A 25,548-nucleotide genomic window follows, 5' to 3' on the forward strand; every position below is an offset into this window, starting at 1 on the left:
GCCTTGACCTTAATCCTGAGCATCAGCCGTTAGTACGGCGGTGACGATGGCTGCGCCAATCTCTGCAATCGCGGCATTGCGATCCTCAAAGGAAGCCTCTGTTTCCGTAATATATAGCGTGGCTACCACGGGTTTGCGCTGTGGTGGCCACAGTAATGCGGCAATAGAGCGTGAGCCATAGCCGCCAGCACCGGTTCGGTCGGCGACAGTCCAGTCATCCGGCACTGACGCACGAAAGAGCGCATCACCCACTTGATTGTTCGTCAGCCAGTGCTTGAGTTGTTGGCGAGATGCTGGAGAAAGCGCCTCACCTAATACTAACTTTTCAAGATTCATCGCCATCGCATTGGGCGTTGTGGTATCACGCTCATCGCCGGGAATCGCTTCGTTTAACTCGGTTTCCCAGCGATCCAGTCGGGTGACGTTATCGCCAATCGAACGGGCAAACTGGGTGACGGCTTGGGGGCCGCCAATGGCGTCCAGTATGAAGTTTGCCGCCGAATTGTCACTCATTGAGAGCGTCGCTTCACAGAGGGCGGAAAGCGTCATGCCCTCAGTGCCAACAAATGCCTCTGTGACAGGAGAGTAGCTGACAAGCTCGCTTTCTGTGAAGGTGACTGTCTGCGCTAGCTGCTGTTGGCCGGTATCGGCTTGCTGAAGTAGCGCAGCGCAGGCCAGCGTTTTGAATGTGCTCGATAGCGGGAAACGGTCGTCAGCGTGGTACTGCCAGTTGCGCTTAGACTCTAGGTCATAAACCGCGATACCAACCCGAGCGTTAAGGTTGGCTTCAATCTGTCGCACGCTATTAATTAACTCGTTTTTATCACTGGCGTATAGCGTGATAGGCAGTACCAATAAGCACAGCGAAAGGGCGGTGCGTAGTATTTTTTTGCCGTGCGTTAACGGTGAAACAGCCATCAGCATTCCTTAGGTTGATGCCGCACTCATTGCCTGCGGTCAAGGTATATCAAACATCCAGTTTTCAGTGGCATGGTGACCGGACGCAATGCGTTTAACAACTTTTAACGCTGGCTGCACCGTGACGAACGTGGTTGCTGAGCGTTATACTAGGTAACTATTTTTTATCCCTCCCACCAGCTCACTGGGTGTTGCCGATTATGCTACGTATGGCCCAAGAAGCGCTCACGTTTGATGACGTGCTGCTCGTACCCGGCTACTCCGAGGTTTTGCCTAAGGATGTCAGCCTCCGGACGCGCCTGACGCGCAATCTTTACCTTAATATTCCGCTGGCATCTGCCGCTATGGATACCGTGACGGAATCCCGCCTAGCCATTGCCATGGCTCAGGAAGGCGGTATTGGCATTATTCATAAGAATATGACCATTACCCAGCAGGCCAGCGAAGTACGCAAGGTTAAAAAGCACGAGAGTGTGATCGTCAAGGATCCTGTGACGGTCGGCCCCGCGGCTAAATTGGCTGAGCTTTTAGCCATGGCTGATGAAAACGGTTTCTCCGGCTTTCCCGTAGTAGAAAACGGTATTCTGGTAGGCATTGTGACTGAGCGTGATATGCGCTTCCAGCCGAATCATGGTGACAGCGTGGCTGACATCATGACCCCTCGTGACACGCTGGTTACCGTGCCAGTGGGTACGTCGTTGGACGTCATCAAGTCGCGGATGCAGGAGCATCGGGTTGAGAAGATGCTGATTGTTGATGACCAGTTTCAGCTGCATGGTCTGGTGACTTTCAAGGATATTGAGAAAGCGCGCACGTTCCCCACTGCGGCCAAAGATGATGATGGTCGTTTGCTGGTTGGCGCTGCCGTAGGGACTGGCGCCGATACGCCTGATCGTGTCGCTGCGCTGGTTGAAGCTGGAGTGGATGTCATCATCGTCGATACCGCTCATGGGCATTCTAAAGGCGTGATCGACCGAGTGCGCTGGATGAAAGAGCACTATCCGTCGCTGCAAGTGGTTGGTGGCAATATTGCGACCGCTGAGGCGGCCAAAGCGTTGGCTGAAGCCGGTGCCGATGCCGTTAAAGTGGGTATCGGCCCCGGTTCGATTTGTACTACGCGTGTTATCGCTGGTGTTGGGGTGCCGCAAATTACGGCAGTGTCCAACGTGGCGGCAGCGCTCAAGTCTTACGATATTCCGTTGATTGCTGATGGCGGCGTGCGCTTCTCTGGCGATCTGGCCAAAGCGGTGGTGGCAGGTGCTAGTTGCGTGATGGTCGGTGGCTTATTGGCTGGCACTGAAGAAGCGCCGGGTGAAGTTGAGCTTTATCAGGGCCGCACGTACAAAGCCTATCGCGGCATGGGTTCCATGGGGGCTATGTCGCAGAGCCAAGGCTCTAGCGACCGCTACTTCCAGGATCAGAATGCTGGTATTGAAAAGCTGGTGCCGGAAGGGATCGAGGGGCGCGTACCTTACAAGGGCATGATGAATGCTATTGTCCATCAGTTGATGGGTGGCCTGCGTGCTGCTATGGGTTATACCGGCAGTGCCGATATGGAAGAAATGCGTAGTAAGCCGCAGTTCGTGCAGATTACCGGTGCCGGCTTCAATGAGTCTCATGTGCATGATGTGCAGATCACTAAAGAAGCGCCAAATTACCGGGCGAGTTAAGGACCAGACATGACCGACATTCACGCTCACAAGATTCTGATCCTCGATTTTGGCTCTCAGTACACTCAATTGATTGCGCGCCGCGTGCGCGAGATAGGGGTGTTTTCCGAAATCCGCGCCTTTGATATCACCGAAGACGAGATTCGCGAATACAACCCTAGCGGTATCATCCTTGCTGGCGGGCCGGAGTCGGTGACCGAGCTGGATTCACCGCGTGCGCCTGCGTGCGTGTTCGAAATGGGCCTGCCGGTATTTGGTATCTGCTACGGCATGCAGACCATGGCCGAGCAGCTTGGCGGTAAGGTGGAAGGCTCCAACCAAAGCGAATTCGGTTACGCCCAGATTCGTCTGGATGCGGAAACCGCGCTGTTCAACGACATTAAAGACCACGTAGATGCGGACACTGGCAAAGCGCTGCTGGATGTATGGATGAGCCACGGCGATAAAGTCGCCCAGGCACCTGACACCTTCACCGTGACCGCCTCAACGCCGAGCTGCCCGATTGCCGCCATGGCATGGGAAGAAAAGCAGTTTTACGGCGTACAGTTCCACCCGGAAGTCACCCACACCCAGCAGGGCCTGCGCATTCTTGAGCACTTCGTGCTGGATATCTGCGGTGCGGAAAAACTCTGGACACCGGCACAGATCATCGAAGATCAGGTGCAGCGCGTACGCGAACAGGTGGGCGACCGCCACGTACTGCTCGGCCTTTCCGGTGGTGTCGATTCCTCTGTGGTGGCCGCGCTGCTGCACAAGGCGATTGGCACCCAGCTGACCTGTGTGTTTGTGGATAACGGCCTGCTGCGTAAGCAGGAAGGCGATCAGGTCATGGAAACCTTCGCCAAGCACATGGGCGTCAAGGTCATCCGCGTAGATGCCGAAGACCTCTTCCTTGGCAAGCTGAAGGGCGAAAACGACCCGGAAGCCAAGCGCAAAATCATCGGCAACACCTTTATTGATGTGTTCGATGAAGAAGCCAGCAAAATTGAAGGCGTCGATTTCCTCGCCCAGGGCACCATCTACCCGGACGTGATCGAATCCGCCGCCTCCAAAACCGGCAAAGCGCACGTGATCAAATCCCACCACAATGTAGGTGGCCTGCCGGAAACCATGAAGCTCAAGCTGGTTGAGCCGCTGCGCGAACTGTTTAAAGACGAAGTGCGCAAACTCGGTCTCGAACTCGGCCTGCCGTATGACATGGTTTACCGCCATCCCTTCCCTGGGCCGGGCCTTGGTGTACGTATCCTGGGTGAAGTGAAGAAGGAATACGCCGATATTCTGCGCGAAGCGGACGCCATCTTCATCGAAGAACTGCGGGCCTCCGGCTGGTACGAAAAAACCAGCCAGGCGTTTGCCGTCTTCCTGCCGGTGAAATCCGTTGGCGTCGTCGGCGACGGCCGCCGCTACGAATGGGTCATCGCGCTACGTGCGGTAGAAACCATCGACTTCATGACCGCCCGCTGGGCGCACCTTCCCTATGAGCTGCTGGAGAAAGTCTCCAACCGGATTATTAATGAACTGTCTGGCGTCTCGCGGGTCGCCTACGACGTGAGCAGCAAGCCACCCGCGACGATAGAGTGGGAGTAAATCAAACGCTTTGCGTTAATCTAAAAGGGCTCATCAATGATGAGCCCTTTATATTTGAAATCAATAACAAGGAGGTAGCTCAATGGCCATTCCGGATTTTCAAACGCTGATGCGCCCTGTGTTGGAATTTGCAGTGGCTGCAGACGAACGCGCGATGAAAGAGACGCATCCGGCGCTGGCTGATTTATTTAATCTTACTGAAGAAGAAAGAGACCAGCTGCTGCCAAGTGGAAGAGTCAGGCTGTTTCATAACAGGGTTACCTGGGCGGTCACACATCTTAAAAAAGCTGGGATGCTTGAACCAAGGCGGCGGGGCGTATATGCCATTACTGAAAAGGGCAGGATGGCGCTCAAACAGGCACCAGAAAGAGTGACCTTGAATTACCTTATGCAGTTTGAAGATTACAGAGAATTCCGTAATAAAAGCAACCTGCCCGAAACAAATACCTTTGATGGTTGCGGTTCTCAGTCATCCAGTCCGATAAAGCCAGACGAGCAAGATGAAGGACAAACACCCGAAGAAGTACTTGGTAGTGCCTGGACTGCAATTCGTGACAACCTTGAAACGGACCTTCTTGATCAGATGAAACAGGTATCACCGTCGTTTTTTGAACAAGTAGTTGTCGATGTACTCGTGGCCATGGGGTATGGCGGTGAACGTTCAGATGCAGCAAGGTCAGTAGGCCAAAGCGGCGATGGCGGAATTGACGGCATTATTGATGAAGATCCATTGGGGCTGGATGTGATTTATCTGCAGGCAAAACGTTGGGAAAACGTGGTGGGCAGGCCTGAAATACAAAAATTTGCCGGAGCGCTTCAAGGTCGTCGTGCCAAGAAAGGCGTATTTATTACTACCTCCCATTTTACACGCGAAGCACGAGCATATGCTGATATGCTCGAAAATCGCATTATTTTGATTGATGGCCGAAAATTGGCAAGATTGATGATTGACCATGACGTGGGTGTGTCGCCCGTGGAGCAATACGTAATCAAACGGCTGGATACCGATTACTTTGCTGGGGAATGATTTTTTTTCTGTCTATTCATATTGGAGTGGGTAAGATCACTTGCCCAGTTGGCAAAAGAGAAGGCAGTGGGCATTGTTTCGATCACTGATAGCGAAGTGTCGCCACTGGTAGGTATGTCAGAGCAGACTATTTTCTGCCCCACGGAAAGCGACAGCTTCTTTCATACGCTAACCCCTGCGTTAGCGGTCTCCGAAGTACTGTGCACCTTATTGGCGGAATTTGACCGGCCTAAGACGTTAGAAGCCTTGCAGCAAGCGGATGAGGATCTCTTGCATCTCAATACCTATTCGACCGCTATTCCTAGGCGGGAATGATAGGCGAAGTTTGGTAACCAAATACTCTAGACAGGTAAATTTTTGATTATTCCCGATCGAAAGTATTTTGGCGCTACCATACTTTTAGCATGAGTGGCTCAAGGCCGCCCGTTAATGTGCGCTATATCCCTGAATTCAAACATGTTATGTCCTCTGTCAGGACAGCGATTCGTCTTCGATCAGGGCCTGGTAGAGCTTGGGACGCCGGTCGTTGAGGATGCCGGTGCTCATTCGGTAGGTGGCCACCTCGTCAAGATCCAGGCAGGTGCGCAGAACACCCTCTTTTTCGTGATCTAGTGCGGCCAGGATCCGACCGTCGGGGCGGGCGACCAGGCTGCGGCCCATGAAGCGCATGTCGCCCTGGCGGCCGACCCGGTTGCAACTGAGGAAGAAGACACCATTCTCCTGGGCCCTGGTATAGGCGCGGTGGCGAAAGAGCCCCTCATCCTCGACCGGTTCCTCGGCATGTCTAAAAGAGGCCCAGATGTTGGTGACCAGCTCGGCCCCACCCAGCGCCAGACAGCGGGTGATCTCGGGGAAGCGGATGTCATAGCAAACTTGCATGCCGAGGCGGCCGATACCGATATCGCTGACCGGAAATGCCCTGCCTGGGGTGAAGTAGAGCTTCTCGTTGTGCCATAGGTGGGCCTTGGCGTAGCAGGTGCGCAAGCCGTAGGGCCCCAGCAGGAGTGAGGCGTTGTAGAGCACCCCGGGACGGGTGGCCGAGCGCAGGGCGAGCCCTGCCACCAGGTGGCATCGGTAGCGCTCGGCCAGTGTGGCGAGGGCTTGAACGAGGCCGCCGTCGGGCGCGGCCGCGGATGCATGCAGACGCCGTGAGTAGTCAGTGTGGGAAGCGCTCCCTGACGGGAATCCCTGACCGGGGGCCAGGGGTTCTACATAGCCGGTATTGCAAAGCTCTGGAAAGACGATCAGTCCGGCGCCAGCGCGTGCCTCGGCGGTGGCGATCTCCAGCACCCTTTCGCCATTGGCGTCCGCGGCCAGCGGTTCGAGGTCCAGCTGCGCCAGACTCACCTGCAGGGCACGGTTCATCGTGCCTCCGCCTTGGCGGCCAGCTCCACGAAGGGGTAGATGCGCCTGGTGTCCAGCCGCTCGTAAGGCAGGCTCAGCAGGTCGGCCGGGCCGTAGTCCGGGGTGTCCACGATCAGAATCTCCTCGGCCAGGTCCTGGTAGACCTGGCGGAAATGGGTCTTCGAGCGCAGCACGATCAGGTCGTAGTCCCTGGGGTTCTGGCCAAAGACGGTAAAAGCATCTTCGTCGACGCCAAAGGCGAATCGGCTGATGACACTGACCATGATATCGCCGATACGCAGCAGTGCCGAGAGTCCCAGATTGACATAGCTACCCCGCAGCATGGCGCCGGAGACATGATAGCTCTTGGGCTCGACCTGCAGCACTTCGCACTCCACCGTTAGCCGCGGACCCGCCTTGTGCGAGCTGCGGGCCCCCAGAGTCAGGGTGGTAGTAGCGCCCACACCGGCGGCGGCAGCCGCCTCGGCGGCCTCAGGATCCCACAGGAAAGGCACGGCGGTTCGCTGTGCCCCGCGCTTGATCAGCGCATCGAGCAGGTAGGTCGAGTCACTCATGCGGTCGGCGTGCTCCAGCAGCACGATGGGCTTGTCGACGTGCGGCGCAAGTGCCATGGCATGTTCGACAGCGTCGTCGAGGGCGTAGATCGGCTCGGGGCGATAGAGCTCTCGGCGTTGACGCCAGATGCGTTCAGCGAGAGTGGTAGCGATGCCCCTGGCCCCTTCGCTGTCGTCATCGGTGACGGCGATGACCGAGAAACCGGTATTGGTGGCATCGGCATAGGAGAAGCCGGCCATCACGGAGATGTCCAGGTAACCGTTGGCCTCCTGTTCCAGCCGGCGGGCCTCGGCGAGGATCTCGGCCAACGGGTTCAACTGAGTGGCGCTGAAGATGCTCGGTGTCAGTACCCCGGGCTTGACCAGGACGCAGCGCGGGTGGATCTCGCCGTTCAACGTGCGCACCATGCAATCAGCAGTGCGTCGGCCGGTCTCGTCCATGTCGGTGTGGGGTGACTTTTGGTAGGCGAAGACGGCATCGGCGGCGCGGATGCTATCGGCGTCCAGGTTGCCGTGGTAATCGAAGCCGACCATGACGCTGACATCATCGCCCACCGTACGACGCACCGCTTCGATCATGTAGCGCTCGGGATCCTCGTAGCCAGGAGCCCAGGCGGCTCCATGCAGGTGCAAGAGCACCCCGTCGAGATCGTCGATCTCGACCAGCCCCCGGCAGATCTCGTCCGTGTAGCGCTCGATGACATTGTCGGCGACCCGGCCCATGGCGCCCAGGTAGGCATAGACCAGCGGGAACGGAGTGGCACCGCGCGCCTCGCAGACCTCCAGGAAGCCTCCGAGTACCGTGTTGGTGCCGCCTAGCCCCTCCAGGATACTGGCGCCGCGTAGCGCCCCCTCCTCGAAGTCGGCGTATTGGGATGTGTTGGGCAGAAAACTGACCGATTCGATATGGAAGCCAGCGATGGCGAGTTTCATGGGTGATACCGTCTCGTTTTTGGGAAGCATGGCATCAGAGCAAGCTGGGCAGGTACAGCACGATGCCGGGGAAGGCGATCAGCAGGCACATGACCAGAATCATGATGAAGAAGAAGGGAAGAGCGCCGCGGATGGTGCGTGACATGCCTTGTTCACCCGCCACCTGATTGATGATGAACAAGTTGAGACCGACCGGCGGCGTAATCAGGCTCATTTCGATGAATAGTGCCATCATCACGCCGAACCATATGGGATCGAAGCCCAGGTCCATCATCAGGGGGTAGATGATCGGAAAGGTCAGGAAGAACATACTGGTGCCCTCGATCAGGCAGCCTAGGGCAATGAACAGTAGGCCAACGACCAGGGCGATTTGCCAGGGTTCCCACGCTAGGGCGAGGATCATCTGGCTGATCTGCTGGGGGATCATCATGAACGACAGTGCCGTCGAGACGAGATGGGCCCCAATCATCATCAGCGCGATCATGCAGGTAGTGCGGATCGACATCACCGCTGCGTCGTGAATCGTTGCCAGGGTCAGGCGGCGCTCAAGAGTCAGGATCAACAAGGCCCCCATGGAGCCGACTGCGGCCGACTCGGTGGGAGTGGCAAAGCCCGTGTAGATGGAGCCCAGCACGGCCATGATCAGTGCCAGGGGGGCGAACAGTGATTTCATGGCGGTCAGGGTCTGGCGCCAGGGAAGATGCTCGCTACGTGGACAGGAACCGGGGACGCGTAGGGAGAAGAAGGCGACGTAAGCCATGAAGGAGAGCACAAGAATCAGAGCCGGCAGCAGGCCAGCAATGAACAGCGTGCTGATGGATTGCCCGGAAAAGCTGCCGTAGAGGATGAAGAGGATGCTGGGCGGGATCATGGTGGCCAAGGTGCCGCCAGCGGCTAGTGAGCCATAGACCAGGCGTCGATCGTATCCCCGCTGTGTCAGTTCCTCGACCGCCAGCGTGCCCATGGTTGCAGCTCCCGCCAGGCTGGAGCCCGAGCATGCGCCGAATACCGCACAGGCCGTGATGTTGGTCTGTACCAGGCCGCCGGGCAGGCGCGACATCAGTGGCGCCAGCCCCTGGTAGATCTTGGTGGCGACATCGCCCTTTAGAAGCAGGCTGCCCATGAAGATGAACAGCGGGATCGCGGCCAGAATAAAGTCGTTGAGGACTTCGTACTGGATGGTCTCCACGACGCGAAACAGGCTGGGCGGCAGGAAGAAGTGCAGCAGTGCCAGACCCAGGCCTGCCAAGCCGATGGAGATCCAGATGCCGCTGAGCAGCACGGCGGCAAGGATGACCAGGGCGGTCGACAGGGTGAAGAAGGAGAGTTCCATACTAGTTCCCCTCGGCCGTGGATGGCGCGATGGCTATGTCGTGGGCGGTCAGCAGCCCGACCAAGCTACGGTTGAGGTTGGCCAGCAGCTCGATCAGCAGCAGGCCATAGCCGGGAGCAAGGAATAGGCGCGGGATCCACAGTGGGGTGCGGGTCACGGTCTGGGCTTGTTCGCCGCTAGCCAGGCTGCTGCCGAACAACGCCATGGCATGCCAGGCCAGAATGGCAATGATGCCGATGGCGACAAGGGTTACCAGCAGCTCCAGTGCGGCGGCTGCGCGGATCGGCAGGCGTTGCACCAGGAGTTCGACGCGGATGTGCCCCCGGGTGCGAAAGGTGTCGGCCAGGCCCATGAAGGCCAGGGCTACGAACAGGTATCCGGCGTACTCCTCGACGAAGTACAGACTGGTGGTGAAGGGAAGAGCGCGGGCCAGCGTATTGAGGCTGACCAGCAACATCATCATCACGATGGCGATGACGGCCAGCTCTCTACCGAAGCCTGACGTCACTCGAGACACCCTGCCCAGCAGAGTGTCGAGTCGGTGGAGTGTGGGGAGGATGGACATTGTGTCGGGCCCTTACTGGAGGCTCTGTTCATAGATAGAGAAGGCTTGCTGACCGAGTTCGCCGGTCTCCTCCAGCCATGCATCGCGGATCGGTTGGGTGCGTTCACGGAACAGGGCCCGGGTCTCGGCATCGAGCCCGCTGACCGTGATGCCCTGGTCCTCAATGGCATTGACGAGGATCTCCATGGTGCCTCGGTCGCGGTTGGCCTGAAGTAGTTCGTTGGTGCGCTGCGTCTCCTCACGCACGATTTGTTGCAGGTCCTCGGGCAGCGTCTCCATGGCGTCCTGGTTGACGAAGGTGAATTCCACCGGATAGGACCAGTTCCACCAGGTGTTGTTATCGACCACTTCGTAGACGCGTGCGGCTCTGGCACCATCCATACCGGTGAGGGCTCCGTCGATAGTGCCACGCTGCAGGGAGGTGTAGAGTTCACCGAAGGCAACGGTGCTGGGTTCGCCGCCCAGTAGACGGATCATTTCGCCGCTCTCGGGACCGAATACCCGGATTTTCTGCCCTTCCATGGCCTCGAGGCTATCCAGCGGTCGATTGCCGTGAATCGCCGAGCCGCTGATGATGAAGCTCGTGGCAAGCTCGGCGTTGTACTCGTCGGCGAAGATCTTCTGATAGTAGGCCGCCTCGAGTTCGGAGAAGACCGACTTGGCCTGGTCCAGGTCGTCGAACAGGAACGGAAGTCCGAGGAAGGCGATGGCGGGTTCCTTGGAGCTGACGTAGACATCCGCGGTATTGCCCATCTGAACCACGCCGTCGCGGACGGCCGTGAGAATATTGGCACCGCTGAAGGGATGCTGTCCGTAGGAGAGGAAGTTGATGGTCAACCGGCCATCACTGCGCTCGTTGATGTTGTCGACCATCTCCTGATAATGGGACATGTAGGAGATGGCCGGTGTCAGGGGGGAGACCATGCTCCATTCGAAGGTCTCCTGGGCCGTTGCCGGCGTCGCACCGCTGAACACAATAGCGGCAGTCAGGGTTGTCAGGGAAAGTATATGGCGGGGGGAAGTTTGCATCGTTGCTACCTCTTGAGGGTTGTTGTTGTGCTCCGCGACTCGAAAGACGCGGCTCTCGGGAGCGATTAAAAATCATATTGGCATACATTTTTTGATATTATAAATAGAATAATATTCAACATTAATAACAGGAATGTATTAATAGTGCGTATCTCCGACCTACATGCCTTTGTCATGGTGGCTGATCTCGGTTCTTTCCATGCCGCCGCCGATCAACTCAATATTACCCAGCCAGCGCTGAGCCGCCGTATCCGCAAGCTCGAAGAGATAATCGATGTAGTGCTGTTCACGCGCACGACGCGCCAGGTACATCTGACGGCGGCAGGGCGCAATTTCCTGGAACGGGCGCGCAAGATCGTCATCGATACTGAAGAGAGCCTGGCCAGCCTGCGCGGTGCCTCCACCAGCCGACGAGAGCTCATTCGTATCGGTTGTCTGCCATCGCTTGGTATGAAACTTATTCCCGATGTGCTGGGGGAGTTCCGCCAGTGCTATCCCTTCGTAGCCCTGCGGGTGATGGACATGAATGCCATCGAATTGGTGGAGGAAGTTGCCAAGGGCACGCTGGACCTGGGAATCGGCATGTACACCGCGGCAAATCCCAATGTGCAGTTCCGGAAACTAGGACGTGAACCCTTGGGGGTGGTTTGCCATCGCGGGCACCCGGCGGCGAATGTGCAGAATCTTTGCTGGCGTGACCTGAGGGACTATCCCATGGCCTCGAACATTCAACAGAGTGGTAACTGGTTGCGAATCCAGCGCGCTTTGGAAGACGAGTCGATCCAACTCAACTGGTTCCACCAGATCCGATCGATGCTCGGCGCGATCATGACGGTGCAGCAGGGCGATGGCCTGGCGGTGGTGCCGCGTTCCGCCATCGAGGCGTTTCGTATTCCCGAGCTAGTGTTTCGCGAGGTCGCCGAGCCCACGATTCATCGCGAGATCGGCGTGCTGACCCCCACGACCTCAATGCAAACTCTCTATGTCAGAGAGTTCGTGAGCCGAATCCAGTCCCGTATACTAGGTAATCCCCCCGAAAAATAATCGCGTTGATAAGTGGAGTTTTGTAACCTGAAAACACAGGAGATTTCACATGCGCAAATCACGTTTTACTGTCAGCCAGATCATGGCGATTTTGAAGTAGGCTGAGTCTGGCGTGCCTGTCCCTGAACTGTGTCGCGAGCATGGCATGAGCAGTGCCTCATTTTATAAATGGCGCTCCAAGTACGGTGGTATGGACACCTCCATGATGAAGCGCCTCAAGGAGTTGGAAGACGAGACAAGGAGTTGGAAGACGAGAACCAGCGCCTCAAGAAGATGTATGCCGAAGAGCGTTTGAAGGCAGAGCTGCGCCAGGAAGCTCTCGAGGGAAAGTGGTAAAGCCATCTCAACGCCGCGAGATGGCAAAGAATGTCGTTGAGGCCGGTTGCTGCAGTATTCGGCTGGCCTGTCAGATTTTCGGGATCAGTGAAACCTGATCTTGCCCAGTAACAGTGGACACCTCAAGAATGTAATACGCTACGATGAGGTGAGCCATGGCAAGATCGACGACATCAATGAAGAAAAACCCCTATACCCGTTACTCAGAAGCTTACCGGCAAGAAGCGTTAGCACTTGCTGATCGTATTGGCGTTGCTGCAGCGGCACGTGAACTGGGCATACATTCGAGTCAGCTTTATCCGTGGCGCTCTAAGGCTCAGCAGCAGCAAGATACATCGGAGCGAGAACGGACGCTGGCAGAAGAAAACGCTCGCCTGAAGCGACAATTAGCCGAAGCCAATGAGGAGCTGGCTATCACAAAAAAGGCCGCGGTGTACTTTGCGAAGCGCCTGAAATGAAGTACGCCTTTATCCATCGTCATCGCCAGGCTTTCAGTGTTCAGCGCATGTGCCATGTTGTTGGGGTCGCTCGAAGCGGCTACTACGCTTGGCGACAGCGCGAAGGCGGTCTGTCTCTAAAGCGCAGCCAGCAAGCCGTTCTCGATAAGCGTGTGGCTGCGGCGTTTCACCAACGTAAAGGCCGCTCAGGCGCCCCGAGATTAGCTCTAGACCTGCAAGATGACGGAATACCGGTGAATCGCAAGACGGTGGCTGCCAGCTTACAGCGACAAGGCCTGCGTGCTAAAGCTGCCCGTAAGTTCAAGGCCACCACGAACTCTCGACATTCGCTGCCTGTGGCGCCAAACCTGCTAGAGCAAGACTTCACGGCTTCAGCCCCTAATCAAAAGTGGGTGGGTGACATCACCTATCTCGCGACGGGTGAGGGCTGGCTTTATCTTGCCGTGCTAATCGATCTTTACTCTCGCAAAGTCGTTGGCTGGGCAATGAGTGAGCGTATGACGGCTGATCTTGTCTGTGATGCGCTTCAGATGGCGCTATGGAAACGTAAAAGGCCAACAGGCGTGATCGTCCACTCAGACCGAGGCAGCCAGTACTGTTCGACGCTGTATCAGTCGCTACTGACGCGACATGAACTCAAGTGCAGTATGAGCGCGAAAAGCAACTGTTATGATTGTCAGTCTTTATACGTCGGATCCATAATCGATCCGGAAGACCTGATCCGAGTGGCTTGACTCTTGCAATGATTGGCCATCGCATGCCTTGGCGTTGATCTGTCAGCCCCGGGCCGGGCGCCTGATCCAGTATGGCGAAGCTGTGACTTAATAGGAGCCTGAAGGCATATACTCTCATGACAGTCCTGTCCACTTGGCCGACTCTGGAGTCAATAACTCGACCTACTCAGAGACTGACATGACTGATTTACAATTGCCTGATATTGCACCTTCTGGTCATATCATCGTTGAGGTGGATACGCATATCCATGTTGCTGCCGTTGTAGATACAACCGCTGGCCTGCAATCAACGCTTTCGGTTACGGCGGACCGTGACGGCTTTGAAAAGCTGCTGGCTTGGGCACGCTCTTTTGGGCGAATCCTGGCCTTTGGTGTTGAAGGCACCGGATCGTACGGTGCCGCCCTGACTTCCTTCATTCGTCGGCATGACACATTGGTCATCGAAGTGAGTCGTCCCAACCGCCGACTCCGGAGGCTGAATGGAAAATCCGATACCCTAGACGCCGAGAATGCTGCCTGTGCTGTGCTATCCAGAACGGCAACCGCAATACCCAAGATGACCGACGGTACTGCTGAAATGGTTCGGCAGCTGAAGGTAGCCTATGATACGGCCGTCAAAGCCCGCACAGCTGCCATGGTGACCCTGAAGGCCATGCTGGTTCATGCACCAGACGATGTTCGGGTTAACGCTGAAACGAAAACGCCATTAGCGCTTGCACACAAGTTTTCCAGGCTACGCCCCAGTTTGCTGGAGGATACGGCAGACAGCATTAAGCATACGCTTCGCTCCCTGTCTCGGCGGTGGATTTCTCTGGATGAGGAAGCCAATGCATTGAATAGAATGATCCATGAGCTTGTGCAGAAAGCCGTACCCCAGCTAATCAAGGCGTATGGCATCAGCACTCACACTGCAGCAGAAATATTGATTGTTGTGGGAGACAACCCTGAAAGGATCAAATCCGAGGCAGCATTGGCAAAGCTGGCCGGCATTAGTCCTATTCCCGCCTCATCTGGCATGACATCAGGCCGATATAGAATCAACAGGGGTGGACACCGACAGCTCAATGCTGCCATCTATCGCGCGGCGATTGTGCGAATGCGGGGCCACGAGCCAACCATCGCGTATGTTGCACGAAGAACCGCAGAGGGTAAGACGAAACGTGACATTATCAGGTGCCTCAAGCGTTACATCATTCGTGAGGTGTATCGTCTTCTGCGATATGGCCCCAAATTAGCTCAATACGCGACTTGACAGATATAGGAGCATCAACGCCTGTGCAGAAAGCTTCTTCCACAGTCTCAAGGTGGAAGCGATCCACGGAGAGCCATTTAAAACACGGGATGTGATGAGGCACCAGGTGTTTGAATACATCGAACTGGACTACAACAAGCAACGGCGGCACAGTGCTATTGGGATGATCAGCCCAGAGGTATTTGAAACCCGAATGATCGCTTAAACCAGTGTCCACTGTTGCTGGGTAAGATCAGTTAGAAATGGGTGCCTCGGTAGGGGCAAATAGCCAATATGTTCGTGTTGATGATCATGGCCATCATGCGCATAGCGCAGAAGGCGATAACTGGTTTGCTGGAGTCGACGCTCGCTTTCATTATGATGCAGGCCGGACAGCAGGGCATGGTGACTGGCAGCTGGGTGCAGAATACTTCTATACCGAACGTGACCTGCAAGAGCATGTGGAGCACCATGGTCACTGGCATGCTCGGGACGAATTTACTGAACGCCAAGACGGCGCTTATGCAGAGCTGATCTATGGCATCGCGCCGCACTGGGACGTTGGGCTGCGTGCAGAGGCGTTGGGGCTAACTAATGAGGTTATGACGTCTCACCCCACTAACATCGTCTCTGAAGGTACTTCTTGGCGTCAGAGTAGCCAAGTGACCTGGCATATGGATGAAGGCGTTTTCCTACGCGCCGAAGTTAGTCGCGAAGACTTTGCTGACCAAGACGATAGCTGGGTCGCCATGCTGCAGCTCAACGCCACATTTGGCCACCATGCCGGCCATACTCATTAAGATGCCGTTGAACTGTGTAGTGATGAGCAGTGCAGCATGACGTGCTGGATTAGCCATTAAGCTGAAAGTTTTTTGAGCCGTGACGCAAGGAAATTCCTCAGAACCTGAACCGCTGGACTAAACTGGCGCCGGTCGGCACAGATCAGATTGAACGGCGTGCGTTCAGTCTCCCAGTCTTGGCACAAAGGAACCAAGCGCCCACTGCTCAAATCCTCAATAACATCCAGACGAGCCTTGTAAGCGATTCCTTTGCCGGAGAGGGCCCAGCGTCGCACTGCCTCTCCGTCATCGGCTACACGGCTGCCTCTCACTTTTACTGACACTTCTTGGCCGTTTTTCCAGAAACGCCAGCGGCCATGCACGTCTTCACCGAGCATGAAACAGAGGCAGTTATGTTTCGTTAAGTCCTCAGGACGAAGAGGTGTGCCGAACTGTTGGATATAGTCAGGCGAGGCGCAGAGTACGCGCCTGTTGTCTGGCACAAGCGGCACAGCGATCAAGCTGGAGTCTGGCAACTCCCCGTAACGTAAGGCGATATCAACCGGTTGGCGGTATATGTTGACTAATCGGTCAGATAACTGAACACGCAGGTCGATACGCGGGTATATGTCGAGAAACTCATCTAGCCAGCCGAGTAGCACGTTTCGGCCGATATCAGATGGCATGGAGAGCTGGAGTACATCCTGAATAACGGCTTGACCCTTTTGTATCGCTTGGCAGCCATCGTCCAGTAGCTGAAGTGCCTGCTGACAATGGCCAAGAAAGGTCTCGCCCTGATGAGTCAGGCGCAAGTGACGGGTTGACCGGATAAATAACGGCACGCCGAGTTCGGCCTCCAGCCTTTTCACTGCAGCACTCGTGGCCGCGGGTGATAGGTCCATCTGCCTGGCAGCGGCTGAAAGGCTTCCCTGACGAGCGGTTTCGATAAAAATCTTGAGATCCTGAATAGAGCGCATATTCAAATATTTTTTGAAGGTATTTGTATTAAAGGCTAGTTTTTCAAACCAATAAGGTCAAATAAGCTGCTCTTGTCGTTAGTGCATCCCATTGGATCAGGAGTCGCCATCTCTGCCGTTATCTCGACATGGCGTTTCTATTATCGGTTGCTGGTCATGTTTTGGGTCCGGCTACTGGCGATGCATTGAGATCGAATTTCATGGTTTTCCGTTTCGGTATGCCGCTGTTTTATCGAGAGATGAATGTGCTGAGCAGATGGAAATCATGCGATCGATATTACCCAGTTAATCAAAGGAGTCACCCATGGAACTGTTCAGCTCATATTCGCTGTCAGGTAAATCTCTGGACAACCGTATCGTCATGGCCCCGATGACACGTGCCCGCAGTACGCAGCCGGGCAACATCCCCAATTCACTTATGGCTCAGTATTACGCGCAACGCGCCAGTGCTGGTTTGATCATTACGGAAGCATCGCAGATTTCCCAGCAAGGACAGGGGTACAGCTTCACTCCCGGCATTCATAGTGCCGAGCAGGTCAACGGCTGGCGTAAGGTGACGGAGGCGGTCCATGCCGAAGCTGGGGTGATATACCTTCAGCTCTGGCATGTAGGCCGCATGTCACACTCTAATTTTCATCAGGGAGAATTGCCTGTTGCACCTTCGGCCATTAACCCCGACGCCACTATTTGGCTAGCCGATGAAAACGGTGTGGGTGGCATGGTGCCCTGCCCAACACCGCGCGCACTGGAAACCGAAGAGATTCAAGGCGTGGTAGAGGACTATCGGCAAGCCGCTCGGAATGCCATGGAGGCCGGTTTTGATGGTGTTGAGATTCATGCCGCCAATGGCTACCTGATTGATGAATTTTTACGCACCACCTCGAATACGCGCTCAGACGCTTATGGTGGCAGTCGCGACAATCGAATACGTTTTCTGATGGAGGTGGCCGAAGCCGTGGCAAGCGAAGTGGGAGCTGAAAAAGTGGGCGTGCGTCTGGCTCCGTTCATTACGGCTCGTGGCATGAGCTGCCCGGATATCATCCCCACCATTCTGCATGCGGCAACTCAGCTACAGGAACTGGGTATCGGGTACATCCATCTGGCTGAAGCTGACTGGGATGATGCCCCAGAGATACCGAGCGATTTCCGCCTGGCGCTACGTCAAGTGTATCAGGGCACGCTGATTGTGGCTGGACGTTATGACAAGGAACGAGCCAGTCAAATGGTCGATGCTGGGCTGTGTGATCTGGTGGCATTTGGCCGCCCGTTTATCGCAAACCCTGACCTGCCTAGGCGCCTGCATCACTCTTTGCCTTTGGCCAGTTTTCAGGGTGACAGCCTTTTCGGCGGTGATGCGGAAGGCTACACAACCTACCCAGCCTACTCGGCGGCTTAAAACTTTCAGATAAAACAGGAGTGCAGCATGACACAGACAATGAAAGCGGTCGGCTATCAACAGGCGCTGCGGGTTCAGGAGGAGGCATCACTCTGTGATATCGAGCTACCGATACCAGAACCCAGTGGGCACGATGTGCTGGTTGAAGTAAAAGCCGTAGCGGTTAACCCAGTGGATACCAAAATTCGCGCCAATGTCGCGCCTGATCAGGGAAGCTGGAAGGTTCTTGGCTGGGACGCTGCAGGTATTGTGACATCTGTCGGGGAGAAGGTCAGTGCGTTCAAGCCGGGGGATGCTGTTTGGTATGCTGGGGATCTTACCCGTCAAGGCAGTAATGCTGAATACCAGTTGGTGGACGAGCGCATTGTCGGTCGCAAACCCAGCTCTCTCGACTTTGCCAGTGCCGCTGCGCTGCCGCTGACAGCCATTACCGCCTGGGAAATGCTGTTCGACCGACTGAACATCAAACCCGGTCGAGAGCACGAGGGTGAAAAACTGCTGATTATCGGTGCTGCCGGTGGCGTTGGTTCCATTCTGGTTCAGCTGGCGAGCCAACTAACCCGCCTGACTGTTATCGCCACGGCCTCTCGGGCAGAAAGTCAGGCCTGGCTGGAACAGTTAGGTGCGCATCATGTTATCAATCATAAAGCCTCATTGAGTCAGCAACTGCAGGAGTTAGAGGTTGGAGAAGTTGACCATGTCGTCAGCCTGAACCACACCGAAGAGCATCTTGACGAGATTATTGCGGCGCTGAAGCCTCAGGGGCAGTTTGGTTTAATCGATGACCCTGAAGCACTGAATGTACGTGCGTTAAAAAGTAAAAGTCTTTCCTTGCACTGGGAGTTCATGTTTACCCGCTCCATGTATAAGACCACAGACATGGTCGCTCAGCAAAAGCTGTTGAATGAAGTCGCTGCGCTGGTTGATCAGGGGGTATTGAAGAGCACATTGGGTGTCAACGCGGGCAATATCAATGCAGCTAACCTGCGTTGGGCTCACGAAAAATTGGAAGCCGAGAGTATGATTGGCAAAGTGGTACTCGAGGGGTTCGAATAAACAGTGCCAGTCTAGGTGAAGCCTAGGCTCTAAAATGAGAGGAAGTTCGTTTTTACCGAGCTTCCTCTTTTTTGTCTTTTCTTTTTTTCATCTTTTCTTGGGCGAAGCGGTTATCGCTAAACTCCTGAGTTCTTAGAGGTAGGTCTTCAGGTGGGTTACTGACGAAAATTTCTAGCGGTTATTATAGGTGAGCCTGCGTCATCAAGCTGGCATAATGCCTGTTTAGTTATTGCTACTGCTGGAATATTAGATGCTCAGATGGCTTACCGTTGTGTTGGCTTGCTTGCTAGCGTTGCTGCAATACCGCTTGTGGCTGGGTGAAGGTGGGATGGAAGACCTAGCGCTGGTGCGTGAGCGCGTTGCTGTGCAGGAGGCGACTAATGCCCCTTGGCGTGCTCGTAACGAGCGCTTAACTGCCGAGGTGGTTGATCTTAAAACAGGGCTTGATGCCATCGAAGAGCATGCTCGCAATGATCTCGGCATGGTACGCCGTGACGAGCAGTTCTTTTGGGTGCCTGGCGCCAGTGATTCGGCCAAAAAGATGAGTGCGCCATGAGCGCTTGCTTGTGGCTGGTTGTGCCAGCAGCGGGCTGTGGTTCAAGAATGAAAGCGGCGCGGCCAAAGCAGTATCTTGAGTTAGCTGGCCGACCCGTTATTCAACACACGCTATCCCGTCTCCATGGTGCGCTTCCTGCTGCTAAGCTTTGCCTGTGCCTGGATGACAACGACGTTTATTTCGACCCGAGTTGGGTACCTTTTTCACCCTGGCAGCGTGTGTCCGGTGGTGTCGAGCGTATGGATTCGGTGCTTAATGCATTACAGGCCATAGGCTCAAAAGCGCGTAGCGACGATATTGTATTGGTGCATGATATTGCGCGGCCTTGTGTGTTACCGGCAGATCTTGAGCGGTTACTTGATGCCGTTCAGCGTGGCCCCGCGGGAGCGCTGCTTGCAGCGCCGGTAGCTGACACCATGAAGCGTGATAACGGCGCAGGCCATGTGTTGCGCTCTGAACCACGTGATGGCTTGTGGCATGCGTTGACGCCTCAGGGGTTTCGTTATGCCTTGTTGCGTCGTGCGCTAGAGCAGGCGAAGGCCACAGGACAGCAAGTTACTGATGACGCCTCGGCGGTTGAAGCGCTAGGCCTGTCGCCGGAACTGGTGGTTGGGCGGCGTGACAATATCAAAATCACCCACCCAGAGGACCTGGGTCTGGCGACACATATTCTGGTCGCTCAGCGCGCCAGCGATTATTCATTCTGACGAACGGATATAAGGCATGATACGAATCGGCCACGGATTTGATGTGCATCGCTTTGGCGATGGCGACCACCTGATGATTGGTGGTACGGCTGTGCCTTACCATCGTGGTTTTGTTGCACACTCTGACGGGGATGTATTGCTGCATGCGGTGTGTGATGCACTGCTTGGTGCATGTGCCGAGGGTGACATTGGGCGACACTTTCCTGACACAGACCCTGAGTGGGAAGGGGCTGATAGTCGTGAGCTACTGGCCAAGGTTGTAGAACTCGTCAGGCAGCGTGGTTGGCGAGTCAGTAACTTAGATGCAACGATTATGGCTCAGGCCCCTAAGTTGGCGCCTCATGTTGATGTAATGGTGCAGTGCATTGCTGATTGCCTCGGAGTGATGTCCGATGCTGTTAATGTTAAGGCCACGACAACCGAGCGCCTTGGCTTTACTGGCCGTGGCGAAGGCATAGCCGCTGAGGCTGTGGTGCTGTTGGTTTCCGAGAGTGCCTCGGATGCGTGACGTTATCGCGTGGCCACCCGCGTGGCCAAGTATTCTCGACGCTGAATTTGGCCCCCCGCCTGCGGGCGAGTATCGCATGATGCCAGAAGACTTTTGCGTTGAGGAAGTCCTGGGTTTTGCGCCAGAGGGCGAGGGTGAACACCTGTGGTTATGGATTGAAAAGCGCGAGCTGACTACCGCTATGGTTGCGCGTGAGCTGGCGACTATCTGTGAGGTGTCGCTGCGGGATATCGGTTACGCCGGCATGAAAGACCGAGTGGCGGTGACGCGCCAGTGGTTTTCAGTGCACCTGCCGGGGCGTGAAGCACCAAAAGAACTGGCTGAACGGCTGGCACCGCTAGCGGTGAAACTACTTGAGCAGTGTCGTCATCCGCGCAAGCTTAAGCGCGGCGTTCATCGTGGCAATCGTTTTCAGCTGCGCATTAGCGGTGACGCAGTGACGGATAAGCAACTGGAGCGGCGTTGGCAGCGGCTGCTGAGCCAAGGTGTCGCCAATTATTTTGGCCCGCAGCGTTTTGGGCCACATGGGCGAAACTTGCAGCGTGCTATTAGCGTACTTGAGCGCGGCTGGCGCAAGCGCGATGACCGTGATGGAATGTTGCTGTCCGCTGCACGCAGTTATTTATTTAATCAGCAGCTCGCCGCGCGTATTGATGCGGGCACCTGGAATACGCCATTGCCTGGCGATGTGATGATGTTGGATGGCACCGAAAGCGTGTTTGTTGTTGCTGCTGATACAGCACCGGACGAGCTGGGCCAACTTGCTGAACGAGCAGTTCGCCAGGATGTTCATCCAACTGGCGTACTGTGGGGGGTGGGTCAGTCGAAGGCGCAGGCTACCCCAGCGGCTGATGAGAAGCGGTTGGGCGAGTGCTGCCCGAGACTTTGTGAAGGATTGGTTGCAGCTGGAGTAAAATTGTCGCGTCGGTCGCTGCGTGTTCGTCTTGATGAGGCGCGACTTACTCATGCTGTAGACGGTTGTTGGCTTTCCTTTACTTTGCCTAAAGGAGCGTTTGCTACGTCGGTCTTGCGCGAACTGATGACGCACCCCAACCTGGGCCAGCCTCCAGAGAGAGTGAGGTCAACTCAGGCTGAGGGCAGCCGTTATCCAGAACACTCATCTACCTGAGATTACGATGCGTCGATTGCTGCTTTCCAATGATGACGGCGTACATGCGCCAGGACTCAAAGCGTTACACGATGCGCTGTTGCCGCATGCCCGGCTGCGCGTGGTGGCACCGGATCGTGACAAAAGCGGTGCCAGCAATTCGTTGACCCTCTCGCGGCCGCTATCACTTACCGCGCTAGACAACAGCTTCTACAGCGTAGATGGAACCCCGGCAGACTGTGTCTATTTAGGTGCCAACGGTATTTGGCCAGAGCGCCCCGATATGGTCATTTCCGGCATTAATCATGGCGCAAACCTTGGTGATGATGTGCTGTACTCGGGAACAGTCGCGGCAGCCATGGAAGGACGCAACTTAGGCATGACGGCGATTGCTGTTTCGTTAGTCGGGCGGCACCACTTTGAAACAGCGGGTCGAGTTGTTGCCAGCCTGGTGGGGGCAATGGACCGGTTGTTGCTGCCGCCAAGAAGCCTGCTTAACGTTAATGTACCCGATGTGCCGTGGCAGCAAATAAAGGGTATACGGGTTACGCGCCTTGGGTATCGTGGCCCAGCAGCAGAGCCTGTCGAGATTAAAGACCCTCGGGGACGAAAGCGTTACTGGATTGCGCCGCAGGGCAGTAATGCCGATGATGGTCCAGACACGGACTTTGCTGCTGTTGAGGCAGGTTTTGTGTCAATCACACCGTTGCAGACAGATCTGACACGGCACTCTGCGCGCGCCGACGTACAGGATTGGCTGGATGCATTCACCTGAGTCTCTGGCAGCTCGGCTGCGCGGCATTGGCATGACCTCTCAGCGAACGCGCGATCGCATGGCCGACCGTCTAGCACAGCAGGGGATCAAGTCAACAGACGTCATCGACGTCATGGTACGTGAGCCGCGCCACCTGTTTCTGGATGAAGCGCTTGCTCATCGGGCCTATGAAGATACGGCGTTGCCAATTGGTCACGGCCAAACGCTATCCCAGCCGTTTATTGTGGCGCGCATGACCGAGCTGGTGTTGGCGCTCAAGCCGGAGAAAGTGCTGGAAATTGGCACGGGGTCAGGGTATCAAACGTTAATTTTGTCTCGGTTAGTCAGTCAGCTATGGTCTGTTGAGCGAATTAATCCGCTGTATCAGCGTGCGGCTGAACGATTGCGGCTGCTGAAGGTACACAATATTCATCTGAAGCTCGCTGATGGTGGTCTCGGGTGGCCCGATGCCGCCCCGTTTGACGTTATTCTGTTAACTGCCTGTGCGGAAACTCTCGAGCAGCGATTGTTGGAACAATTGGCGGATGGCGGTGTGCTGATTGCTCCACTGAAACAGTCTTCAGGTACTCAATGGCTGGTACGCGTGCAACGTAACGGCGAGAAATTTGAAACTAAGCGGCTAGAGCCAGTGCGTTTTGTACCGCTTTTGGAAGGAGTTATTACTTGAAGCGTTCTTTATCATTATTGTTTAAAGGAATGGGGATGGGGGCCGCCGATGCTGTACCAGGCGTTTCTGGTGGCACTATCGCTTTTATTACCGGCATCTACGAAGAGCTTATTAATACCATCAAGCAATTCGGACCCTCTGCCTGGCCAGCCTGGCGGCAGGATGGCCTGCGGGGGTTGGCTCGCCACTTAAATCTGAGCTTTTTGGTTCCTTTGCTGGTAGGCATTGCTATCAGCCTGATTAGCGTAGCACACTTGGTCGTCTGGTTGATGGAGGTGCAGCCGCTAGTACTGAATGGTTTCTTTTTTGGCTTGGTTGCTGCCTCAGCATTGATTATTGGCCAACATGTTACGGATCGCCGTTGGTGGCACGTGTTACCTGTGATTGGCGGCTTGGTGCTAGCGTATCTGCTGCCGTCGTTGATGCCATTCGTTGCCAGTGTTGGTCGTCCGGAATTAGTGCTGGTGCTTGGGGGAGCGATTGCCATCAGCGCGTTGTTATTGCCAGGTGTCTCGGGTAGTTTTCTGCTGTTGACCATGGGGTTATACGGCACCGTAATGCAAGCAATACGTGGTTTTGAACTGACTACCCTGGTGCTGTTTGCGTCAGGTTGTGCGTTTGGCTTATTTTTCTTTTCACGCCTGCTTTCATGGTTGCTGAAAAATCACCATGGAGCCACCTTGCAGTTGCTATTGGGCTTCATCATTGGTTCATTGCCGGTATTATGGCCATGGCGTGAGTTGATGGATTATCAACTGAGTAATGAGGGACAAGTCATACCTCTTGGTTTTCGTTATCTGGGGCCACAGAGTTACAGCCAAGTGACCGGTGAGCCAGGACAGCTGGTGGCAGTGGTAGTTGCCATTATCGCGGGTGGGCTACTGGTGTGGTTGGCGAGTAAAACAGGGCGGCCAGCGGGCAGCACTAAGAGGGACAACAAGGAGAGTAACGATGCATAAGGGCCTTCTGATTGGTGGGATAGTTATTGCACTGGCTGGTTGCGCGGTTCAGCCGCCGCCCCCAGGCGGAGTACGTGTGGAAGACCTTTCAAAAAGCAAAGCGCCGGTCACGCCGCAGCAATACACCGTGAAAGCTGGTGACACGCTTTATGGGATTGCTTGGCGTCATGATATGGACTATCGAGACATGGCGCGGCGAAATAATATTTCACCGCCTTATACCCTGCAGCCCGGCCAGGTATTGAGCCTCGCCGGTGCTGACGGCGCGCCGCCCCGAGTTGCCAGTAACAGCGATACGGCTACTTCTGCCAAGGCATCAGGAGCTTCGGACACGGGAGCTGTGGTGGCAACTGGGCTAGCGGGAGCTGGTGCCGTTGCCGCTGCTTCGAAGAGTGGTGGCTCGCAAAACGGGGCGGCGCAAAATAGCGGCTCGCTAGACTGGCTGCTGCCTGATGAGCAAAGTGGCTCAGCATCAGCGCCTGGTCCAGTGGTTGGACAGGAGGTTACGACGGCGGCAGGTGCATTGAAAGATCAGGGCGCCGAGCAGGTTGGTGAGTTGAAGCAGCATACGCAGGATACCGTCGACAGTGCCACAGCCAGTGTAAAAGACGCCAGAGATAAAGCCGCGGAGGCTGAAGAGCAGGCGCGTAAGCAAGCCGAGCTGGCTCAGCAACAGGCAAAAGATGCGGCAGCGGAAAAGGCCAGAGAAGCTGACGAGGCGAAGAAGCTGGCTGAGGCTGAAGCGCGTAAAAAAGCTGAGCAGAGCCAACAGGCTGTCGCTTCAAAAGCAACTCAGAAGCGCTATACGCCAGTTGCTGACGTGCCATGGAGCTGGCCGGTCAGTGGTGACGTGACCGGCGGCTTTGGTGAAAGTAGCAGCGTAACAGATGGTATTGATATCGCCGGTCAGAAGGGGCAATCTGTCAGAGCCGCTGGCCCAGGCGTTGTTGTTTATGCGGGCGACGGTGTGCGTGGTTATGGAAACCTTATCTTGCTGAAACATAACGATCAGTATCTTTCAGCCTACGCCCATAACGACTCACTCAGGGTAAAGGAAAATGATGTGGTAGATGCTGGAGATGTGATCGCCACAATGGGGGATACCGGTGCGGACAGTGTTCGGCTGCACTTTGAGGTGCGTAAGGACGGACAGCCCCAGAACCCGCTTGACTATCTTCCTAAGCGTTGATTCAGGTTGTTAACTTGGTTTCTTGGGTGAGCCACTGATCCTGTTTCAACATGGCGATGCATTACAACAATAATGCGTGACCTGAAT

24 protein-coding genes and 3 pseudogenes are annotated in these 25,548 nt (G+C 55.6%); 20 read left to right on the forward strand and 7 right to left on the reverse strand.

Annotation, left to right across the window (positions count from 1 at the left end; genetic code table 11):
• Positions 1-9: 9 nt before the first annotated feature.
• The gene (bla, locus tag H616_RS0110915; protein WP_035573028.1) at positions 10-918 is read right to left on the reverse strand and encodes a class A beta-lactamase; all 909 of its coding nucleotides are present in this window, start codon (positions 916-918) and stop codon (positions 10-12) included.
• Between the two features lie 200 nt (positions 919-1,118).
• Between bla and guaB the strand changes: the two genes are divergently transcribed.
• The 4 genes from guaB (at position 1,119) to H616_RS0110935 (ending at position 5,517) form a co-directional block, all read left to right on the forward strand.
• Positions 1,119-2,588 carry an IMP dehydrogenase gene (gene guaB, locus H616_RS0110920; protein WP_027967399.1) on the forward strand — a complete coding sequence of 490 codons (1,470 nt, stop codon included), beginning with the start codon at positions 1,119-1,121 and terminating at the stop codon, positions 2,586-2,588.
• Positions 2,589-2,597: 9 nt separating this feature from the next.
• The gene (guaA, locus tag H616_RS0110925; protein WP_027967400.1) at positions 2,598-4,175 is read left to right on the forward strand and encodes a glutamine-hydrolyzing GMP synthase; all 1,578 of its coding nucleotides are present in this window, start codon (positions 2,598-2,600) and stop codon (positions 4,173-4,175) included.
• 82 nt (positions 4,176-4,257) lie between these two features.
• Positions 4,258-5,202 (forward strand): restriction endonuclease, encoded by a 945-nt coding sequence (locus H616_RS0110930; RefSeq protein WP_027967401.1) that lies wholly within the window; start codon positions 4,258-4,260, stop codon positions 5,200-5,202.
• Between the two features lie 66 nt (positions 5,203-5,268).
• Entirely contained in the window at positions 5,269-5,517 is a 249-nt protein-coding gene (locus H616_RS0110935) for a MurR/RpiR family transcriptional regulator (protein ID WP_027967402.1), read from the forward strand.
• Between the two features lie 156 nt (positions 5,518-5,673).
• Here the strand turns inward: H616_RS0110935 and H616_RS14815 are convergent, their stop codons facing one another.
• From H616_RS14815 to H616_RS0110960, 5 genes are all read right to left on the reverse strand, one after another.
• A complete protein-coding gene (locus H616_RS14815; RefSeq protein ID WP_035573030.1) occupies positions 5,674-6,567 on the reverse strand; it encodes a carbon-nitrogen hydrolase family protein in 894 nt (297 codons plus the stop codon).
• Positions 6,564-8,054: a M81 family metallopeptidase gene (locus H616_RS0110945; RefSeq protein ID WP_027967403.1), complete on the reverse strand. Its 1,491-nt coding sequence runs from the start codon at positions 8,052-8,054 to the stop codon at positions 6,564-6,566. The genes H616_RS14815 and H616_RS0110945 overlap by 4 nt, the downstream gene beginning before the upstream one ends.
• A 34-nt stretch (positions 8,055-8,088) precedes the next feature.
• Entirely contained in the window at positions 8,089-9,387 is a 1,299-nt protein-coding gene (locus H616_RS0110950) for a TRAP transporter large permease (RefSeq protein WP_027967404.1), read from the reverse strand.
• 1 nt (position 9,388) lies between these two features.
• Complete coding sequence (locus H616_RS0110955) at positions 9,389-9,895, reverse strand: TRAP transporter small permease subunit (RefSeq protein WP_027967405.1); 507 nt, start codon at positions 9,893-9,895, stop codon at positions 9,389-9,391.
• A gap of 69 nt (positions 9,896-9,964) precedes the next feature.
• Entirely contained in the window at positions 9,965-10,981 is a 1,017-nt protein-coding gene (locus H616_RS0110960; RefSeq protein WP_027967406.1) for a TRAP transporter substrate-binding protein, read from the reverse strand.
• Positions 10,982-11,125: 144 nt separating this feature from the next.
• Between H616_RS0110960 and H616_RS0110965 the strand changes: the two genes are divergently transcribed.
• From H616_RS0110965 to H616_RS0110995, 6 genes and pseudogenes are all read left to right on the forward strand, one after another.
• A complete protein-coding gene (locus H616_RS0110965; protein ID WP_027967407.1) occupies positions 11,126-12,025 on the forward strand; it encodes a LysR family transcriptional regulator in 900 nt (299 codons plus the stop codon).
• 49 nt (positions 12,026-12,074) lie between these two features.
• Positions 12,075-12,456, forward strand: a pseudogene (locus H616_RS14820) (transposase); the annotation flags it as partial.
• A 60-nt stretch (positions 12,457-12,516) separates the two neighbouring features.
• Positions 12,517-13,493: pseudogene (locus H616_RS15610) on the forward strand (IS3 family transposase); the annotation flags it as partial.
• Between the two features lie 238 nt (positions 13,494-13,731).
• The gene (locus H616_RS14830) at positions 13,732-14,805 is read left to right on the forward strand and encodes an IS110 family RNA-guided transposase (protein WP_051234230.1); all 1,074 of its coding nucleotides are present in this window, start codon (positions 13,732-13,734) and stop codon (positions 14,803-14,805) included.
• A 16-nt stretch (positions 14,806-14,821) separates the two neighbouring features.
• Positions 14,822-15,010 (forward strand): annotated as a pseudogene (locus H616_RS15445) (IS3 family transposase); the annotation flags it as partial.
• Positions 15,011-15,047: 37 nt separating this feature from the next.
• The gene (locus tag H616_RS0110995) at positions 15,048-15,584 is read left to right on the forward strand and encodes a hypothetical protein (protein WP_027967409.1); all 537 of its coding nucleotides are present in this window, start codon (positions 15,048-15,050) and stop codon (positions 15,582-15,584) included.
• Positions 15,585-15,640: 56 nt separating this feature from the next.
• Here H616_RS0110995 and H616_RS0111000 read toward each other — a convergent pair whose 3' ends face one another.
• Positions 15,641-16,540: a LysR family transcriptional regulator gene (locus tag H616_RS0111000; protein WP_027967410.1), complete on the reverse strand. Its 900-nt coding sequence runs from the start codon at positions 16,538-16,540 to the stop codon at positions 15,641-15,643.
• A gap of 304 nt (positions 16,541-16,844) precedes the next feature.
• Between H616_RS0111000 and H616_RS0111005 the strand changes: the two genes are divergently transcribed.
• The 10 genes from H616_RS0111005 (at position 16,845) to H616_RS0111050 (ending at position 25,461) form a co-directional block, all read left to right on the forward strand.
• Positions 16,845-17,936, forward strand: coding sequence for an alkene reductase (locus H616_RS0111005; RefSeq protein ID WP_051234232.1), 1,092 nt, complete (start codon positions 16,845-16,847; stop codon positions 17,934-17,936).
• A gap of 39 nt (positions 17,937-17,975) precedes the next feature.
• Positions 17,976-18,992, forward strand: a complete 1,017-nt coding sequence (locus tag H616_RS0111010; protein WP_027967412.1) for a zinc-binding alcohol dehydrogenase family protein — start codon at positions 17,976-17,978, stop codon at positions 18,990-18,992.
• A gap of 250 nt (positions 18,993-19,242) precedes the next feature.
• The gene (gene ftsB, locus H616_RS14835) at positions 19,243-19,548 is read left to right on the forward strand and encodes a cell division protein FtsB (RefSeq protein ID WP_035573034.1); all 306 of its coding nucleotides are present in this window, start codon (positions 19,243-19,245) and stop codon (positions 19,546-19,548) included.
• On the forward strand, positions 19,545-20,255 hold the full coding sequence (gene ispD, locus H616_RS0111020) for a 2-C-methyl-D-erythritol 4-phosphate cytidylyltransferase (protein WP_027967413.1): 711 nt from the start codon (positions 19,545-19,547) through the stop codon (positions 20,253-20,255). Before ftsB ends, ispD begins: the two co-directional genes overlap by 4 nt.
• A gap of 16 nt (positions 20,256-20,271) precedes the next feature.
• Positions 20,272-20,763, forward strand: coding sequence for a 2-C-methyl-D-erythritol 2,4-cyclodiphosphate synthase (ispF, locus tag H616_RS0111025; RefSeq protein ID WP_205619084.1), 492 nt, complete (start codon positions 20,272-20,274; stop codon positions 20,761-20,763).
• Positions 20,756-21,892 carry a tRNA pseudouridine(13) synthase TruD gene (gene truD / locus H616_RS14840; RefSeq protein WP_084155856.1) on the forward strand — a complete coding sequence of 379 codons (1,137 nt, stop codon included), beginning with the start codon at positions 20,756-20,758 and terminating at the stop codon, positions 21,890-21,892. Before ispF ends, truD begins: the two co-directional genes overlap by 8 nt.
• Positions 21,893-21,899: 7 nt before the next feature.
• Positions 21,900-22,646, forward strand: a complete 747-nt coding sequence (gene surE / locus H616_RS0111035; protein ID WP_027967415.1) for a 5'/3'-nucleotidase SurE — start codon at positions 21,900-21,902, stop codon at positions 22,644-22,646.
• Positions 22,633-23,313, forward strand: coding sequence for a protein-L-isoaspartate(D-aspartate) O-methyltransferase (locus H616_RS0111040; RefSeq protein ID WP_027967416.1), 681 nt, complete (start codon positions 22,633-22,635; stop codon positions 23,311-23,313). Before surE ends, H616_RS0111040 begins: the two co-directional genes overlap by 14 nt.
• A gap of 35 nt (positions 23,314-23,348) precedes the next feature.
• The gene (locus H616_RS14845; protein ID WP_205619096.1) at positions 23,349-24,272 is read left to right on the forward strand and encodes a DUF368 domain-containing protein; all 924 of its coding nucleotides are present in this window, start codon (positions 23,349-23,351) and stop codon (positions 24,270-24,272) included.
• Entirely contained in the window at positions 24,265-25,461 is a 1,197-nt protein-coding gene (locus H616_RS0111050; protein WP_027967417.1) for a peptidoglycan DD-metalloendopeptidase family protein, read from the forward strand. Before H616_RS14845 ends, H616_RS0111050 begins: the two co-directional genes overlap by 8 nt.
• Positions 25,462-25,548 lie beyond the last annotated feature (87 nt).

The organism is Halomonas halocynthiae DSM 14573 (assembly GCF_000425725.1).
Lineage (GTDB): Bacteria > Pseudomonadota > Gammaproteobacteria > Pseudomonadales > Halomonadaceae > Halomonas > Halomonas halocynthiae.

What these genes read in the sequence shown, in the direction of transcription:
- bla (WP_035573028.1), bottom strand. Translation starts at nt 918, where the DNA reads ATGGCTGTTTCACCGTTAACGCACGGCAAAAAAATACTACGCACCGCC.
- guaB (WP_027967399.1), top strand. Translation starts at nt 1,119, where the DNA reads ATGCTACGTATGGCCCAAGAAGCGCTCACGTTTGATGACGTGCTGCTC.
- guaA (WP_027967400.1), top strand. Translation starts at nt 2,598, where the DNA reads ATGACCGACATTCACGCTCACAAGATTCTGATCCTCGATTTTGGCTCT.
- H616_RS0110930 (WP_027967401.1), top strand. Translation starts at nt 4,258, where the DNA reads ATGGCCATTCCGGATTTTCAAACGCTGATGCGCCCTGTGTTGGAATTT.
- H616_RS14815 (WP_035573030.1), bottom strand. Translation starts at nt 6,567, where the DNA reads ATGAACCGTGCCCTGCAGGTGAGTCTGGCGCAGCTGGACCTCGAACCG.
- H616_RS0110945 (WP_027967403.1), bottom strand. Translation starts at nt 8,054, where the DNA reads ATGAAACTCGCCATCGCTGGCTTCCATATCGAATCGGTCAGTTTTCTG.
- H616_RS0110950 (WP_027967404.1), bottom strand. Translation starts at nt 9,387, where the DNA reads ATGGAACTCTCCTTCTTCACCCTGTCGACCGCCCTGGTCATCCTTGCC.
- H616_RS0110960 (WP_027967406.1), bottom strand. Translation starts at nt 10,981, where the DNA reads ATGCAAACTTCCCCCCGCCATATACTTTCCCTGACAACCCTGACTGCC.
- H616_RS14830 (WP_051234230.1), top strand. Translation starts at nt 13,732, where the DNA reads ATGACTGATTTACAATTGCCTGATATTGCACCTTCTGGTCATATCATC.
- H616_RS0110995 (WP_027967409.1), top strand. Translation starts at nt 15,048, where the DNA reads ATGGGTGCCTCGGTAGGGGCAAATAGCCAATATGTTCGTGTTGATGAT.
- H616_RS0111000 (WP_027967410.1), bottom strand. Translation starts at nt 16,540, where the DNA reads ATGCGCTCTATTCAGGATCTCAAGATTTTTATCGAAACCGCTCGTCAG.
- H616_RS0111005 (WP_051234232.1), top strand. Translation starts at nt 16,845, where the DNA reads ATGGAACTGTTCAGCTCATATTCGCTGTCAGGTAAATCTCTGGACAAC.
- H616_RS0111010 (WP_027967412.1), top strand. Translation starts at nt 17,976, where the DNA reads ATGAAAGCGGTCGGCTATCAACAGGCGCTGCGGGTTCAGGAGGAGGCA.
- ftsB (WP_035573034.1), top strand. Translation starts at nt 19,243, where the DNA reads ATGCTCAGATGGCTTACCGTTGTGTTGGCTTGCTTGCTAGCGTTGCTG.
- ispD (WP_027967413.1), top strand. Translation starts at nt 19,545, where the DNA reads ATGAGCGCTTGCTTGTGGCTGGTTGTGCCAGCAGCGGGCTGTGGTTCA.
- ispF (WP_205619084.1), top strand. Translation starts at nt 20,272, where the DNA reads ATGATACGAATCGGCCACGGATTTGATGTGCATCGCTTTGGCGATGGC.
- truD (WP_084155856.1), top strand. Translation starts at nt 20,756, where the DNA reads ATGCGTGACGTTATCGCGTGGCCACCCGCGTGGCCAAGTATTCTCGAC.
- surE (WP_027967415.1), top strand. Translation starts at nt 21,900, where the DNA reads ATGCGTCGATTGCTGCTTTCCAATGATGACGGCGTACATGCGCCAGGA.
- H616_RS0111040 (WP_027967416.1), top strand. Translation starts at nt 22,633, where the DNA reads ATGCATTCACCTGAGTCTCTGGCAGCTCGGCTGCGCGGCATTGGCATG.
- H616_RS14845 (WP_205619096.1), top strand. Translation starts at nt 23,349, where the DNA reads ATGGGGGCCGCCGATGCTGTACCAGGCGTTTCTGGTGGCACTATCGCT.
- H616_RS0111050 (WP_027967417.1), top strand. Translation starts at nt 24,265, where the DNA reads ATGCATAAGGGCCTTCTGATTGGTGGGATAGTTATTGCACTGGCTGGT.